The following is a 15,220-nucleotide window of genomic DNA, read 5'->3' as shown; positions in this document are numbered from 1 at the left end:
TCGCGCCCTGAGCCGATCACCATCAGGCCGAGGGGCCGCCGTCTGCAGGGAGACGGCGGCCCCTCATCCGTCTCCGGTGGCGCGCCGTCGCGACAGCCCGGCGCGCCTCGGCGCGTACCTCGTCGAGCGGCCGGGCGGGCCGGTACACCACCAGCGCCCGGGGCTCCTTCTCCAGCCGCAACGCGGCTGCGGCGGAGGCGACTTCACCGTCGTAGGCGAGGGTGTCCGTGCCGGAGACGCCGGTCAGCTCCACCCAGCGGACCTGCTCGGCGCCGTAGGCCCGTGAGTGGCGCAGCGCCCCCACGAGCGCGGAGGCGACGACCCGGGTCCGGGCGAGGCGGTGTTCTCCGTCGACCATGCGCACGTCGAGGAGTCCGTCGTCCAGGCGGGGCCGGAACGCCGGGGCGAAACCCTCCGGGACGTACCGGCCGTTGCCCGCGAAGAGCAGCCACAGCCGGCGCGGGCGGCCGTTGACCTCCAGCTCGATCGGCTGCGCGGTGCGCAGCACCCGGGCCAGGGCGACCGCGGCGGCCGGCCACTTGCCCCACCGGGGCTCCAAGTGCTCGCGGATGCGTACGAGTTCGGGGTACAGCCCGATGCTGAAGGTGTTGAGGAACCGCACCTCCTGCCCGGTGACCGGGCGGGCCGCGCCGATGTCGACCGCCACCGCCTCTCCCCCGCTCACGGCGACGGCGGTGGACTCGAAGTCGGGCACGCCGACGTCGAGGGCGAAGTGGTTGAGGGTGCCACCGGGGAACACGGCCAGCGCCAGGCCGCGTTCGGCCGCCGCGCGGGCCGCGGCGTTCACGCTGCCGTCGCCGCCGCAGACGCCGAGCGCACCGCCGGCCTCGGCGGCCCGGTCGGCGGCTTCGGTGAGCAGTGCCGCGAAGTCGCCGTCGGCGCCCCGTTCGACCAGTTCGGCCTCGGGCAGGAGGTCACGCAACCGGTCGGCGGGCGGCATCGCCGTCGCGGGCGCCCGGGAACCGGCGTGGCGGTTGACGAACACGACCAGTCCCCGGCCGAGCGGGAGGGCGGGCGCGGGTGCCACCGGCCGTTCCCGCTCCGGTACGGCGGCTCGTGGCGGCCACCAGCGGCAGGTGAGGAAGGCGGCGCCCGCCCCGATGGCCACGCCGGCGAGCACGTCTCCGGGGAAGTGGACCCCCACGTAGACGCGGGAGAAGGCGACTGCCGCGGCCACCGGCGCGACCACCGCGCCGTACCGCGTGGACTCCAGGGCGACGCCGGTGGCGAAGGCCGCGGCGGAGGCGGAGTGCCCGGAGGGGAACGACGTGGTGTGCGGTTGACGTTCGAGGAGGCGGACCCGGGGGACGCCGTCCAGCAGCGGGCGGGGCCGCCGGGCGCTCCATTTCACCAGCGTGTTGACGGTCAGCGAGGCGATCGCCAGGGAACCGAGGCCCCGTACTGCCGCGCGGCGCGCGGTGTGCCCTCCGACGAGGGTGAGTCCGGCCGCGGTCCCGAGCCACAGCCGTCCGTGGTCGGCCGCGTGACTGAGCCGCCGCAGCGCCGGGTCGGCGCCGGGGACCCGCGCCGCCGCGACCCGTGTGAACAGCCGCTGGTCCAGTTCGCCGAGTGCACCCATGGTCCACGGGTACGCCGTCCGGTCCCGGTCGGCATGCCGGGTGACTCGCAACGGTGAGGCCCTTGCGCCGTGCGGCGGTGTACGACCGCTGCCGTCCGGCGGACCGTCCCCGGCCGCGGTCCACGGCGACGAGCCGGCGCCGCGCGCGACGGAACGCCACGAGCGGCGGCAGACGTGTCGCGCTATCGCGCGACGGGCGTCGGTTCCCGGACATGCCGAAGGCCGGCCGACAGCCCCACTCCGTCGGCCGACCCTCGGTGCGAAATCACATGGCACCCCCGCGACGGGGCCCGCACTCCCCAGCAACGGACCCCGGTCCTTGTCCACGGGGGCCACGCGATCCCGGTCTCAGAACGCGAAGACGGTCATCCCGTAGGAGCTCTTCACGCACTCGTTGGCGAAGGTGTGCTCGTACGCCACGCGCTTGCCCTGCCAGACGCCGGCCACGGTCACCACGACAGGGTCGTACTGCCTCGTACAGAAGACGTCGTTTCTGGCGGTCAGTCCTTCCAGATCCCCCTTGATCCCCCGGAGTTCGGCGCAGGCGTCGACGGCGGCCGGGTGCGTCCCGGAGGCCGTCGGTGCGCAGTTGAGGGTGACGGCGCGTTCCGGCGTGGCGTCGGCCGCGCTCTGGCCGTGGCCCGTGGTGAGCACCAGGGCAGAGGGGGCGTAGAGCCCGGACGGGGCGAGGCTGGGGGCTGCGGTCGCGGATCCCATGAGGGGTCCGCAGACGGCGGTGGCCGTCAGAGTGAGAGTCGCTGCCCAGCGCGCGGTGTTCGGCATTGTGTGCATCCTTCCGCTCGATCGAATGCGATACCGGCTCGGTCGGTGCCGGTTCGGCGAGCGCGAGTCTGCCGAGTCCACACCGGAAACACACATCGACCCCATGCGTTTCGGTAACTTTGAGTATTGAAGTAGTGGCGTGAAGTTACGGAATTCGAACGCGTGAAGCCCACGCCTGTGCGGTTGTTGATCGTCGGCGACCACCCCCTGGCCGGATTGGCACGGCTCGGCAATAGGCCTGAAACATTCCGGTTCACCCCGCGAGGCGCCTCGACTTCGCCCCGCCGCTTCCGCCCACAGCGGACTTCCGCTGCCACGCTTGCCCTGGGTCGGCAAGCGAGTAAGGCTGATTACATGATTACAACGGAGCAGAACGAGAAGCTGCGCGGCTGGTTCGCCGGCCGGCTGCCCGACGATCTCTTCGAGAGCCTCGCCGAGGTGACGGTCGACCGCGAGGAGATCACGGTGGTCGGCCGCATCCCGGAGCCGAAGCTCGCCGAAGGCGCCTCGGACGCGGAGAAGGCGGCGGCGCTGAAGGCGCGTGTCCAGGAGTTCCGCGAGCGCACCCGCGAGGAGCGGGTCGCGGTGGCCCGGGAGGCGGAGCACCGCTTCCGCCGGAAGGTCTCCTGGGGAGTGGAGTGCGGCACCGAGCGCGCTCTGTTCACGCACGTGGCCGCGCCGGTGATGACCCGGCTGCGCCAGCCCGAACGCGAGGTCCTCGACACGCTCGTCGAGGCCGGGGTGGCCCGCAGCCGCAGCGACGCCCTCGCCTGGTGCGTGCGTCTCGTGCAGCGCAACACCGACGACTGGCTCGCCGACCTGCGGACATCCCTGGAGCACGTGCGCCGGGTCCGCTCCCAGGGTCCGGACACCGCGCCGGAGGAGACCGCCGACGACGAGGAATGACCCGTCCGTCCCGGCGTTGAGCGGCCCTCCGCGGGGTACCGCGTCACACTGGCAACAGATGCCGACGAGACGAGGTGGTCGCACATGAGGTTCGGGGTGTCGACGTTTCTCACGGACGAGGGGATCGGACCCGCGGCGCTGGGCCCGGCCCTGGAGGAGCGCGGGTTCGACGCGCTGCTGCTGGCCGAGCACTCGCACATTCCGGTCAGCCGGGAGACCCCCTATCCGGCCGGCGGCGAACTGCCGCGCGTGTACTACCGGACGCTCGACCCCTTCGTGGCGCTCGGCGCCGTCGCGGCCGTGACCAGTGAGCTGCTGCTGGGCACCGGGGTCGCGCTGGTGGTCCAGCGCGACCCGATCAGCACGGCGAAGGAGGTCGCCTCCCTCGACCTCGTCTCCGGCGGACGCGCCGTGTTCGGGGTCGGCGCGGGCTGGAACCGTGAGGAGATGCGCAACCACGGAACGGATCCGACCCGTCGCGGCCGGCTCATGGACGAGCGAATCCGCGCCATGATCGAACTGTGGACGAGGGAACAGGCCGAGTTCCACGGCGAGTTCGTCGACTTCGACCCGGTCTTCCAGTGGCCCAAGCCCGTTCAGCGGCCGTATCCGCCGATCTGGGTCGGGGGCGACGGGCAGCACGCCTTCAGCCGGGTCGCCGAGTACGGGGCGGCCTGGATGCCGACCGGGGTACCGGCCGATCAACTGGGCGGTCGCATCGCACAGTTGAGGAAGACGGCAGGAGACGCGCCCGGCGTGGTGGTGTACGCGGGCCGGCACGACCGCGAGACCCTCGACCGGTACGCGGAACTCGGTGTCGACCGCGTCCTGCTGTACCTCCCGACCCGGCCCGAGGACGAGACCCTGCGCACCCTCGACGAACTGGCCGCCGCCGTGTCCGCACACCGCTGACGACGCCGGGCCCCGCCGCCGGACGACAGGAGCCGATCGTGCCGGACATGGACGAGGACGAGGCGCGCCGCCGCTTCCTGGCGGCGCGGGTGGCCCGTCTCGCGACCGTCGACGCGCAGGGGCGGCCGCATCTGGTGCCGCTCGTGTTCGCGGGGTGCGGTGGCGGGCTGGTGAGCGCCGTCGACCACAAGCCCAAGCGGTCGCCGCTGCTGCGGCGGCTGCGCAACATCGCCGTGCATCCCGGGGTGTGTCTGCTCGTCGATCGCTACGACGAGGAGTGGGGGCGGTTGTGGTGGGTGCGGGTGGAGGGGGATGCGCGGGTGGTCGCACCCGGGGGTGCGGGGGTCTATCCGGACGCGGTGGGCGCGCTGCGGGAGAAGTACCCCCAGTACCGGGACCGGCCCCCCGACGGTCCGGTCATCGCGATCACCGTCCACCGGTGGCGCGGCTGGCAGGCCACGACGGGCGCCTGACCACAGGCTTCTCGGCCCCTCCGCCCCTACCGGACCCGTACCCGGGGGTTGCACCCCCAGACCCCCGCTTCGGCCTGACGGCCTCGTCCTCAAGCGCCGGAAAGGCTGGAACTTCCCAGCGCCGGACGCGGGGAACTCAGCCCCTCCGGCGATCGAGGAGCGGGGGTCCGGGGGCGGCGCCCGCTGATCAGTCGCGGATGGTTCGGGCGATGTCCAGGGTGAGGCGGTGCCAGGGGGTGCGGGGGTCGCGGCCGGTGAGGTCGTGGATGCGGCGCAGGCGGTACCGGAGGGACTGCGGATGCAGGTGCAGCACGCGCGCCGCCGCACTCGCGGACCCGGCGTCGACATACGCCGTCAACGCGTCCAGGAGATGCCGCTGACCGGCATCGGTGAGCGGCCCGAGCACCAGCCGGGCGATGTGGTCCGGCGCGGCCGCCGGCCGCCCGGCGAGCAGCGCGAGGACGTGCGCGTCGGCGTCGGTGAGGACCTGGCCGGGCCGATGCGCGTGGGCCGGCGCGGTGTCGAGCGCGTCGGCGGCGAGCCGGTGTGCGACGGCGACCCGGTCCAGGCTCTCCCCGGTGACGGCGCACCCACGCCAGGCCCGCTCCCCCAGCACGGCCCCCGCCCGCCCGGCCGCCGCGACCGGCAGCAGCAGAACGGCCCGCGGCCCCCGAACGGTCGCGAGGGATGTCATCTCACCGGCGGGCGGAACCAGCGCGTCGAGCAGTGCCGTCGCCGTGTCCTGGTCCAGGTCGGACCGGTCCGGGGCGACGGGCTCGGCCACCAACAGGCAGCAGGGGTCGGGGAGATGGACGCCGAGCCGGGCGGAGCGGTCGGTGAGCGCGCCCACCGAGGCGTGCCGCCCGGCGATCAGGTCGTCGAGCAGCAGCCGCAGTGCCCGGTCCCGGTCACCGGACAGATCGTCGCTGGTGGCGGCGTACGCGGTGGCCATCTCCTCGGAGAGGGTGTCGAGGGTGGCGAGCAGCATGCGGGCGAGCGCGAACGCGTCGGAGGCGGCGAGGAGGGGCGCGCGGGCCGCGACCTCGGCGGTGAGGACGGTGCCCGCGACCCGGTACGCGCGCAGCACCGCCTGCACGGGCCGCCCGTCCGCCGCCCGGGCCGCCGCGATGCCCCGGAAGCGCCGCAGATCGGCCGGGTCCAGCGTGCCGTCGGTGGCCCAGAGGTGGAGGAGCCGCTCCAGGCCCCAGGCGGCGATGGCCCGTACCTCGGGAAGGCGGGTGCCGTCGAGCGCCGCGTACACCGGGACCTGTTCGTGGATCGCCGCGACGATCGCCTCCACGACACGCGGGTCGGCGACCATGTCCTGCCGGACCCGCTCCCGGGCCTCGGACGGTTTGTTTGTCACAGGGTGATGATTCCAGGCGCGGGATGTGCGCACCACGGTGGACGGGACTTGTCACAGTCGCCAGGATCGACGTCGTACAGCGCGGTCTCAGGGACGAGAGGCGGGACGTACGGATGGCGAAGCACTGGGCCGATTTCCAGTACGAGATCTATCTGAACGGGATGACGGGGGCCGTGCCGCGGCTGCCGACCGATCTGACACGGCTGGAGGAGCTCACCGAGCAACGGCTCGGACCCGGCCCGGTCGGCTACGTGGCGGGCAGCGCGGGCAACGGCAGCACGGCGCGGGCCAACCGGGAGGCGCTCGAACGGCGCCGGATCGTGCCGCGCATGCTGCGCGACGTCCACGAACGCGACCTGTCCGTCGAGGTGTTGGGGCGTGCGCTGCCCGCGCCGATGGCGCTGGCACCGGTCGGCGTCCTGTCGATCATGCACCCGGACGCGGAGATCGCCGCGGCCCGGGCGGCGGCCGCGCAGGGCGTGCCCTACATCCTGTCCTCCGCGTCCAGCACCCCGATGGAGCAGGTCGCCGAGGCGATGGGGGACGCCGAGCGCTGGTTCCAGCTGTACTGGGCGAAGGACCGCGAGGTCACCCGCAGTTTCCTGGACCGGGCGAAGGCGGCCGGGTTCACCGCGCTGTTCGTCACGCTCGACACCCCGCTGCTGGCGTGGCGGCCGCGCGACCTGGACCAGGCGTATCTGCCGTTCCTGCACGGCGTGGGCACCGCCAACTACTTCTCGGACCCGGCGTTCCAGGCCGGTCTGGCCAAGCCGGTGCACGAGGACCCGAACGCGGCCGTGATGCACTTCGTGAACATGTTCGCGGACCCCGGGAAGACCTGGCCCGACCTGGCGTTCCTGCGGGAGAACTGGGACGGGCCGATCGCCCTCAAGGGCGTTCTGCACCCGAACGACGCCCGGCGTGCGGCCGAGGCCGGGATGGACGGTGTGGTGGTCTCCAACCACGGGGGCCGGCAGGTGGCGGGGTCGGTGGCGGCCGCCGACGCGCTGCCGCGGGTGGTGGAGGCGGTGGGCAAGCGGATGACCGTCCTCTTCGACAGCGGGATCCGCACGGGCGACGACATCTTCAAGGCGCTGGCGCTCGGCGCCCGCGCGGTGCTCGTCGGACGGCCGTACGCGTACGGGCTCGGCCTCGACGGACAGGCCGGCGTCGAACACGTCGTCCGCTGCCTGCTCGCCGAGTTCGACCTGACCCTCGCCCTGTCCGGGCACGCCCGCCCCGACACGCTCGGCCCCGACGACCTGATCGAGGAAACCGCATGACCGTCACCAAGAACGTCCTGGCCGTCGTCTCCCCGCACGTCGGCGGCCGTACGGCGGGAGCCGCGCTCGCCACGCTCTTCCCCGGCCAGGTGCGCGTCACCGTCGTGGAGTCGACGGACGAGGACCCGGCGGCGCTGCGCGAGGCGCAGGTCATCATCACGGGTCTCGGCCCGGTGACCGCCGAGCACATCGCCGCCGCACCGGATCTGGAACTGGTGCAGTGCGCGAGTCACGGCTTCGACTACGTCGACCTGGACGCCGCGCGCGGCCGGGGCGTACCGGTGTGCAACATCGGCTCCAGCGGGGCCGAGAAGCAGAACGTGGCCGAGCAGACCTTCGCCCTCATGCTCGCTCTCGCCAAGCAACTGGTGCCCGCCCACACGGCGTTGACGGAGGCGGACTGGGCGCTGCCGCGGCTCCAGCAGTCGATCACCGAACTGTCCGGCAAGACGCTCGGCATCATCGGACTCGGCCACATCGGCGAGGAGGTCGCCCGGCGTGCCGTCGCGTTCGACATGAGCGTCGTGTACGCCGGCCCGAAGCCGGTCTCCGCCGAGACCGAGGCCCGGCTCGGCGCCCGCCATGTCGAACTCGACGAACTGCTGCGCACGTCGGACTACGTGAGCCTGCACGCGCCGCTCACCGAGGCGACCCGGCATCTGCTGGACGCGGAGCGGCTCGCGCTCCTCAAGCCGACCGCGTTCGTCGTCAACACCGCGCGGGGTGCCCTCATCGACCAGGACGCCCTCGCGGACGCGCTGCACGCGGGCGCCCTGGCCGGGGCGGGTCTCGACGTCTTCGACCCCGAACCGCCCACTCCCGCACTGCGGTTGCTCAAGGCGCCGAACGTGGTGCTCTCACCGCATGTCGCGGGTGTCACCCGGGAGACGCTGGTACGGATCGCGCTGGCGGCCGTACGGAACGCCGCGGACTTCGTGGAGGGCAGGCCGCCGCGGGACGTCGTCTCCTAGGACACGACGGACAGCGAGAGAAGGGCCGGCCCCGCCCGCGGCGAGGCCGGCCCGAAGGCGCTCCGTGGCCCTACGAGCCCGCTCCGCCCACGGCGTCGGCGGCGTTCTCGGCGTCGCCGAGAACCTCGGTGACGCCCACGGCGCCGACCGTTCCCGTCGGATCGACGGCCACCACGGGGTCGGTGAGTTCACGGGTGTCGGGGAGCCGGATCGGCAGCGCGCCCGGTGCGGCAGGACCGGGTGTGGCGGGACCCGGGGCGGCGGGCCGCGGGGCCGGAGCGGCGTGGTGGCCGTCGTCGACGGTCACCGTCTTCGGCTCTCCCCGACGCGTGCGTGGCTCGGCCGTCCGCGGCCCGGTCGTCCGCGGGTCGGCGGAGACACCGGTCGGTGGAGCCTCGGTGGGTTCGCCCGGTGCTTCGGAGACGCCGCCGTCGACGGACGGGCCCCGGCTGGTGGCCCCGGGCAGCGGGTCCGTCCCGACGACGGACAGCGAGTCCGGGCGGGGCGACGAGCCGTCGGTCTGCCACCGCTGGGCGTCGGATCCGTCACGCACCTTGACGAGCACGTCGCCGTCCGGATCCGTGGACTCCGGAGTCACGGCCAGCCCGTCGTGCCAGCGGGGCAGCAACTCCCCCTGCACCGTGAGGTCGTAGCGCATGTCCTTGCCCCGCTTCGCGTCCTCGGCGACGCAGCGGACGAGGAAGACGACACCGTTGTCGGCGTGCGAGTCGAGGCACAGGCCGGGATCGGCGACGCTGCGCAGCAGCCCGTCCTGCTCGTACGACCACTGCTGGGTCCAGGCGGACGAGCAGACCGCGAGCCGGGTCCCGACGCCCGCCTTGAGCGTCGTGCCCCGGATGTCGAGGCACAGGTCGGCGGCCAGGTTCCGCAGCCGGGTGTGCTCCGCGGTGCCCGGCACGCCGGCCGAGGCGGAGGGGTCGGACAGCACCGGCGGGACCGGGGAGCCGGGCGCGGGCGACAGGGTGCGGCTGCTGCTCGCGCCGGTGGTCGCCGCGGGGTCGGCTCCGCCGTCGTCGTTCGACCACAGGCTGACGGCGAGCACGGTCGCCAGCAGGGCCGCGGAGACCCCGGCCCCGGCGAGCAGCGCCTGTGAGGGCCGTTGTTCCTCCGAGCGGGCCGCCCGGCGCCCGGGCGCGGGGATCTGGGACAGCAGGCGATGACGTCCGCCGGATCCCGGCTCCGCCCCCGGTGCCGGGACGGGTCGGGTGCCCCGACCCGGACGGCCGCTTCTCGCGGGGCGCCCCGCGGTGCTCTGCCGTCGCGCACCGAACGGGGAGACGGTCCGGGGGCGTAGCGCTTGCCCCGCGCGGCCCGGACGGGACTCGAGATAGCGCCGTGCGCCCCACCCGAGTACCGCCTCCGCGAGGAGGGCTCCCAACCCCTCCTCGAAATGGCCGAGTTGCTCGGCGGCCCGCCGACAGTAGGCACACTCTCCGAGATGCAGCCGGACATCCGGCAACAAGGTGCCGCCCCGGCGAATCTGCACATCGAGCAGCCGGTTGTAGAAACCGCATTCCCTGCTCGGCGCGAGTTCCCGGTGGGCGCGCACCATGCCTTCCCGGAATTGGTCGCGGGCCTGTTCCAGAGCCGCCGACGCGGTGTCGGTGTCCATGCCCGAAAGGCCGGCCGGCACGGATAGCGACTCGGCTTCCACCTCGGTGTGCCAGAGCAGGCATCGGGCGAGTCCGGGAAGAGCCAGGAATGCCCGCTCGGCGAGCTTCCGGTTTTCGGCCGTCAGGGTCTTGGCCGTGCGCATACCGCGGCCTCCCGCGGGTTTCCGCAGATCCGGAAGCACCCCGGATATCCGCCCGTCCCCCGCCCAGTCCCTGACGGTGTCCCGTACAGACACCAGGAACCGGGGCCGCAGCGCGAGACCCGGCTCGCCCTCCCCGAGCCGGCCCAGCACCTGGTGGAAGGCGGTCGCGGTCACCATGGCGGCGACGTCGGCCCGCGTGGCGAGGCAGACCACCGCGTAGTCGTACGTCGGCTGCCAGTGGCGGGCGGTCAGCAGCGCGACGGGGCGGGTGGCTTCGCCGTGCGGTCGACCCCTCAGCAGCGCGGCGAGGTCCTCGTCGGACTCGCCGGGAACGCCACTGGGCGGATACGGGGGAAGCGGTGGGCGGGGGGTGTGCACGGAGCGGGTTCCTTCCGAGGCGCGTGGGGCCACGCGGAAAATGCCGGCCCGTCGAAAAGGAGTCCTGATTGGTGTGTACCTTTTTGACGGAGCGCCGGGAAAACGGCCGGGGGACGAAGGCCGTACGGCGACCGTCGGACAGGGGCCTTTCTGGCCCGTCGACAGCCGGGGATGACGAACAGCGATTCAGTCCCGGGCATTGACCAGGCGCAGGGGGATCACCCTCGCACAACACGCTCGTGACCAACAAGACACTCGGGCCACGGCAGCCCTATTGAAAGAATGTCAAAAGGCACGTCGGCAACACGCCCGGATCGCACCGGCATTCGATATTCATGCGCCCCGTGTGAACCGTATGCACGCGACGGTGCCTCTCGCACGCTTCCGGCGCGCAGGCCCCGGTGGTCCACTGGGGACCGGCCCTTCTCGGAGGCCCCGCGCGGAACGGCGGCTCTCCCGCGCGAAACGGCCGCCGACCCCGTTCCTCCCGCCCTCGGTCGGCGGCCCGAGAGAGCCTCACGCTGCGCGGGCCGACGACCGGGTGCGCCCAGCGCGTCAGGCGGCCTGCCTGCCGGTCAGGGCGAGCAGGCGTTCCAGCGGCGTGGCGTCCGGAGCGGGTTCGACCTCGGGTCCGAAGGCTCCCGAGGCCCGGGCGCCCTCGGCGATCCGCGCCGCGACGGCCGCCGCGGTGGCGACGACGTCGCCGTCGGCCGTGAACGGCCGGCCGGTGGCGGTGGCCAGGTCCCAGCCGTGCACGGTCAGCTCCATGATGGTGATCGTCGCGGCGAGCGGCGCGGGACGCGTGCTCCCGAAGAAGGGTGTCTCCCCCTCCCACGCGGCCGGCTCGGCCCAGGCGTCGGCGAGTCGGCCGACGAGCGGCGGGAAGACGACCCAGGGCGCTTCCGTCAGAGGCCTGGGGGCACCTGCCGGAAGCGGCTCCTTGGCGGCGGCGTGCACGCCGGCGACCAGGGTGCCGAGCAGGTGCTCGCTGAGGCGGTGGACGTCGAAGTCGGCGCAGGGTGTGGGAAGTTCACGCTTGCCGGTGAGGGCTTCCTGCCCCGCGTGGTCCTGGAGGGTGCGGGCCGCGCGGGCCAGTTGGCCGGCGAGGTCCACGGTCTCGGTGTTCATGGCGGTCTCTCCTGTTCGGCGGGGCGGTCCGAGGAGGGACGGACCGCTCACCGGGAACAGACCCGGCCCGGCCGGGAAAGGAATCGGTCGGGCCCTTCGGAGGCCCGGGCCACCCGCCACCTTTCGGAGGCGCGGGCCACCCTCCGGGACGGGCCGTGCCGTCCCGGAACCGGCAGGCCCCGGAGCCCGGCCCGGCGCCTGTCCGACGGGGGCGGCCCCGGGACCTGCCTCGTGCGTCAGCTCGCCCAGAGGCCCCTCCTGCGGTAGCCCGGCTCCCAGAAGAGGCGGTTGAGTGCGCGGACGGGCGGGGGCAGCGCGCCGAGGAACGTGGCCCGGTCGGCGGGCGCCACCCCGTCGACGATCCACGGCACGAACACCGCCGCTCCCCTCAGCCCCTGCGTCCTGCGGATCCGGCCGGTGAAGGCGCCCCAGTCCTCGGGGGTGAGCACCTCCTGGATGAGCGGGAGGGCGCTCCGCTCCTCGTGCGCGAGGTGGTCGTCGAGGGTCGCCGCCAACCCGTGCACCAGGGAAGGCAGTTCGGCGGACTCGTCCCGCAGCGCCTGCTCCACCGCCGTCAAGCGGGGGTCGAGCTGGGCGTGTTCCGCCGCCATCTCCGCGAGCAGGGCGATGTCCCGGGGCCGGCCCCCGACCCGGCGCTCGACCCGCGGCCACAGGTCGCTGTCCTCCGCGGTGTGGTGGATGTGCAGCTGACGCGTGAAGTTGGCCCAGCCGGCGCGGACGGCGGGGGTGCCGGCGGTGCCGTCGGCGGCGGCCTTGCCGAGGCGTTCCAGGTCGCGCCGGAAGGCGTCGTGGGCGGCGTACATGACGGTGAGGTCGATGCTCATGAGCTCGCTTCCTCCAGTTCGGGCTCGTACACGGGCAGGGCGTGCGGGTTGGCGGACGGGCCGCGGTGCCGGGCGACGGCGAGGCAGGCGAGGGCGCCCGTCAGCAGGACCGCGGCGGAGACGAGGACCGCGGGATCCATGGCGTCCACGAAGCCGTGGCCGAAGACCTGGCCGCCGAGCGCGCGCATGCGGTCGGCCACGTCGTGCGGCACCCCGGCGGGCGTGGGGGCGGTCTGCCGGGCGGACACGTCGGTCTCGGCCCGTGAGAAGGCGGCGACGAAGCCGTCGCGGTAGTCGGCCGGGAGCTGTCCGGCGCGCTGTCGCGCCTGGTCGGTGAGCGACTGCGCCAGCTGTGCCTGGAGCACGGCGCCGACGACGGCGCCCGCGAGGACCGAACCGACCTGCCGCAGCGCGTTGTTCACACCCGAGGCAGCGCCGGAGAGCCGCGCCGGGACGTTGCGCATGACCTCGGTGGCCATCGGCGCGAACGTGCAGCCGGCGCCGAGACCGGCGAGGAACAGCGGGAAGGCGACCGCCGTCCAGCTCGACCCGACGTCGGCGGCCGTGACGATCCAGACCAGGGCGCCGCTCCAGGCGAGCAGCCCGGTCATGAGGATGTACTTGCCGCCGATCCGGTCCGCGAGGACCCCGGCGGGGCCTGCCATGACGAACGAGCCGAGGGCGAGCGGCAGCAGCACGAGGCCGGACTTCAGGGCGCTGAACCCGAGGACGGACTGGAGGTAGATCGTGAGCGGCAGGAACATCCCGATGACCCCGAACGACACGGTGACGCCCACGAAGTTGATGAGGGTGAAGCTGCGGTCCCGGAAGAGCGAGAAGGGCACGAGCGGATCACCGTCCTGCTGACCGCGCTCGTGGAGGAGGAACCACGCGAAGAGCACCGCGGCCGCGCCGAGCAGCGTCCGGATCCAGCCGTTCCAGTCGTAGCGCTGTCCCTCGGTCAGGCCGAAGGCCAGGCAGAAGAGGGCACTTGAGGCGAGCAGCACGCCGACGGTGTCGAACCGGTGCCGTACCGAACGGCCCGAACCGGGGATGATCGCGACGGCGAGGAGCAGCACCACGGCGCCGAGCGGCAGATTGACGTAGAAGATCCAGCGCCAGTCGAGGTGCGTGATGAGCGCGCCCCCGACGATCGGGCCGAGGGCGCCGGAGATGCCGGCGACAGCGCCCCAGACGCCCATCGCGGCGCCCCTGCGGTCGGCGGGGAACACCTCGGCGATGATCGACAGGGTCTGCGGCATGAGCAGCGCGGCGCCCAGGCCCTGGACCGCGCGGAAGGCGATCAGCTGGGGCGGGTTCTGCGCGAGCCCGCAGGCCAGGCTGGCGAGTGTGAAGACGGTGACCCCGGCGAGGAACAGGTTGCGTTTGCCGCGCAGGTCTCCGAGACGTCCCGCGGTGATCAGCAGGACGGCGAGGGCGAGGCTGTAGGCGTTGACGACCCACAGGATCTCGTCGAGGGAGGCGTCCAGGTCCTGGCCCATGTCGGGGATGGCGATGTTGACGATCGTCAGGTCGAGGAGCGTCATGAAGAAGCCCAGGGACAGCGTGACGAGGATCGCCCAGGGGTTGCCGTGCCATTTCTTGAACACGATGTGTGTCTCCTTGTGCCGGAACAGCGGAGTGCGGGGAGACCGGACTCGCGTTCAAGAGGGCGACCGGCGCGAGCGGTGTGACACCCAGAGGCGGCCATGAGACGTACGTCACAATCGGGGCGTCGGCTGTCACACTCGGCCCGCCTTTTCCCTCGCTGTGGTGAGAGCCGAGGGAGGCGAGCCATGTCCGAAAGCCCCGAGCCGGACGCCGACGGCGCGACGCGGGTGTTCGTCGAGCACCGAGAACTGCTGTTCGCGATCGTCTACAACATCCTCGGCACCGTCGCCGACGCCGAGGACGTGCTCCAGGAGACCTGGCTGTCGTGGACGGGCCGAGCGCACCGCGCACCGCTGGACGACATCGTGAATCCGCGCGCCTATCTCGTGCGCATCGCGGTCAACCACGCGCTGGCGCGCCGCGCCGCCATCAGCCGGCGCCGTGAGACGTACGTGGGCCCCTGGCTCCCGGAGCCGCTGCTGGACGAGCCCGGTGACGGCGAGCGGGCCGACGACCGCACCCTGCGCTCCGAGTCCGTCTCCCTGGCGATGCTCGTCGTCCTGGAGTCACTGACCCCGCTGGAGCGCGCGGTGTTCGTCCTCAACGAGGTGTTCGGTTACGCGCACACCGAGATCGCGCAGGTCATCGACCGCAGCCCGGCGGCGGTCCGGCAGCTCGCGCACCGGGCCCGCGGCCATGTGCACGCCCGCCGTCCGCTCTACCGGGCGCATCCGCGGGTGCGCCGGCAGGCGACGGAGCGCTTCGTGGCGGCGGCGCTCGGCGGTGACATCGCGGCGCTGATGGAGATCCTCGCGCCGGACGTCACGGTGTGGACGGACGGCGGTGGCAAGGGCCGTGGGGCGTCGGGGCTGCGGCCGGTCCAGGGCCGGGACAAGGCGGCACGGCTGCTCGCCGGCTACGCCACGCGCCGGAGTTCGGGGCTCGACATCCGCTACCGGCGGGTGAACGGCGACGACTCCGCGGTGGTCTTCGAGGGCGGGTCGCCGTACGCGGTCATGGTCATGGACCTGACCCCGGACGGCGAGCAGGTCTCCGACGTGTACATCGTGACGAACCCCGAGAAGCTCGCACACGTAGGGCGTGACGAGACGGCCGACGCGAACGGGCCCGAGGGGACGGCGGAGGAGAGCCGCGCGTGAGCGGCTCCGCCCCCGCCCGGAGGCCGG

Annotated in this window: 13 protein-coding genes; 6 read left to right on the top strand and 7 right to left on the bottom strand. The window is 73.3% G+C overall.

Annotated features, from left to right (window positions below; all coding sequences use genetic code 11):
- Positions 1-22 precede the first annotated feature (22 nt).
- Together AB0C62_RS13825 and AB0C62_RS13820 are read right to left on the bottom strand one after the other, a co-directional pair.
- Entirely contained in the window at positions 23-1,600 is a 1,578-nt protein-coding gene (locus tag AB0C62_RS13825) for a phosphatase PAP2 family protein (RefSeq protein ID WP_362972669.1), read from the bottom strand.
- A 348-nt stretch (positions 1,601-1,948) separates the two neighbouring features.
- Positions 1,949-2,383: a protease inhibitor gene (locus AB0C62_RS13820; protein WP_362972667.1), complete on the bottom strand. Its 435-nt coding sequence runs from the start codon at positions 2,381-2,383 to the stop codon at positions 1,949-1,951.
- Positions 2,384-2,737: 354 nt separating this feature from the next.
- On the opposite strand from AB0C62_RS13820, the gene AB0C62_RS13815 reads away from it, so the two are divergent.
- The 3 genes from AB0C62_RS13815 to AB0C62_RS13805 all read left to right on the top strand — a co-directional run bounded on the left by AB0C62_RS13815 (position 2,738) and on the right by AB0C62_RS13805 (position 4,674).
- Complete coding sequence (locus AB0C62_RS13815; RefSeq protein ID WP_362972665.1) at positions 2,738-3,289, top strand: hypothetical protein; 552 nt, start codon at positions 2,738-2,740, stop codon at positions 3,287-3,289.
- 84 nt (positions 3,290-3,373) lie between these two features.
- Entirely contained in the window at positions 3,374-4,201 is an 828-nt protein-coding gene (locus AB0C62_RS13810; protein WP_362972664.1) for an LLM class F420-dependent oxidoreductase, read from the top strand.
- 47 nt (positions 4,202-4,248) lie between these two features.
- On the top strand, positions 4,249-4,674 hold the full coding sequence (locus AB0C62_RS13805; RefSeq protein ID WP_362972894.1) for a TIGR03668 family PPOX class F420-dependent oxidoreductase: 426 nt from the start codon (positions 4,249-4,251) through the stop codon (positions 4,672-4,674).
- A 187-nt stretch (positions 4,675-4,861) separates the two neighbouring features.
- Here the strand turns inward: AB0C62_RS13805 and AB0C62_RS13800 are convergent, their stop codons facing one another.
- Positions 4,862-6,040 carry a helix-turn-helix domain-containing protein gene (locus AB0C62_RS13800; RefSeq protein WP_362972663.1) on the bottom strand — a complete coding sequence of 393 codons (1,179 nt, stop codon included), beginning with the start codon at positions 6,038-6,040 and terminating at the stop codon, positions 4,862-4,864.
- Positions 6,041-6,153: 113 nt separating this feature from the next.
- Between AB0C62_RS13800 and AB0C62_RS13795 the strand changes: the two genes are divergently transcribed.
- Positions 6,154-7,323 carry a lactate 2-monooxygenase gene (locus tag AB0C62_RS13795; protein WP_362972662.1) on the top strand — a complete coding sequence of 390 codons (1,170 nt, stop codon included), beginning with the start codon at positions 6,154-6,156 and terminating at the stop codon, positions 7,321-7,323.
- A complete protein-coding gene (locus AB0C62_RS13790) occupies positions 7,320-8,294 on the top strand; it encodes an NAD(P)-dependent oxidoreductase (RefSeq protein WP_362972661.1) in 975 nt (324 codons plus the stop codon). The genes AB0C62_RS13795 and AB0C62_RS13790 overlap by 4 nt, the downstream gene beginning before the upstream one ends.
- Positions 8,295-8,364: 70 nt before the next feature.
- Here the strand turns inward: AB0C62_RS13790 and AB0C62_RS13785 are convergent, their stop codons facing one another.
- The 4 genes from AB0C62_RS13785 to AB0C62_RS13770 form a co-directional block, all read right to left on the bottom strand.
- On the bottom strand, positions 8,365-10,449 hold the full coding sequence (locus AB0C62_RS13785; protein ID WP_362972660.1) for a ricin-type beta-trefoil lectin domain protein: 2,085 nt from the start codon (positions 10,447-10,449) through the stop codon (positions 8,365-8,367).
- 555 nt (positions 10,450-11,004) lie between these two features.
- Entirely contained in the window at positions 11,005-11,577 is a 573-nt protein-coding gene (locus AB0C62_RS13780) for a TIGR03086 family metal-binding protein (RefSeq protein ID WP_362972659.1), read from the bottom strand.
- Positions 11,578-11,813: 236 nt separating this feature from the next.
- A complete protein-coding gene (locus AB0C62_RS13775; RefSeq protein ID WP_362972658.1) occupies positions 11,814-12,422 on the bottom strand; it encodes a hemerythrin domain-containing protein in 609 nt (202 codons plus the stop codon).
- Positions 12,419-14,032, bottom strand: coding sequence for an MFS transporter (locus AB0C62_RS13770; protein ID WP_362972656.1), 1,614 nt, complete (start codon positions 14,030-14,032; stop codon positions 12,419-12,421). The genes AB0C62_RS13775 and AB0C62_RS13770 overlap by 4 nt, the downstream gene beginning before the upstream one ends.
- A 186-nt stretch (positions 14,033-14,218) precedes the next feature.
- Here AB0C62_RS13770 and AB0C62_RS13765 point away from each other — a divergent pair, with 186 nt between their 5' ends.
- Complete coding sequence (locus tag AB0C62_RS13765) at positions 14,219-15,193, top strand: sigma-70 family RNA polymerase sigma factor (protein ID WP_362972655.1); 975 nt, start codon at positions 14,219-14,221, stop codon at positions 15,191-15,193.
- Positions 15,194-15,220: the final 27 nt, after the last annotated feature.

The sequence above is a fragment of the Streptomyces sp. NPDC048643 genome (assembly GCF_040650615.1).
GTDB lineage: Bacteria > Actinomycetota > Actinomycetes > Streptomycetales > Streptomycetaceae > Streptomyces.
The sequence above is the reverse complement of the archived record's forward strand: the minus strand, read 5'-3'. Positions and strand labels throughout refer to the sequence as shown.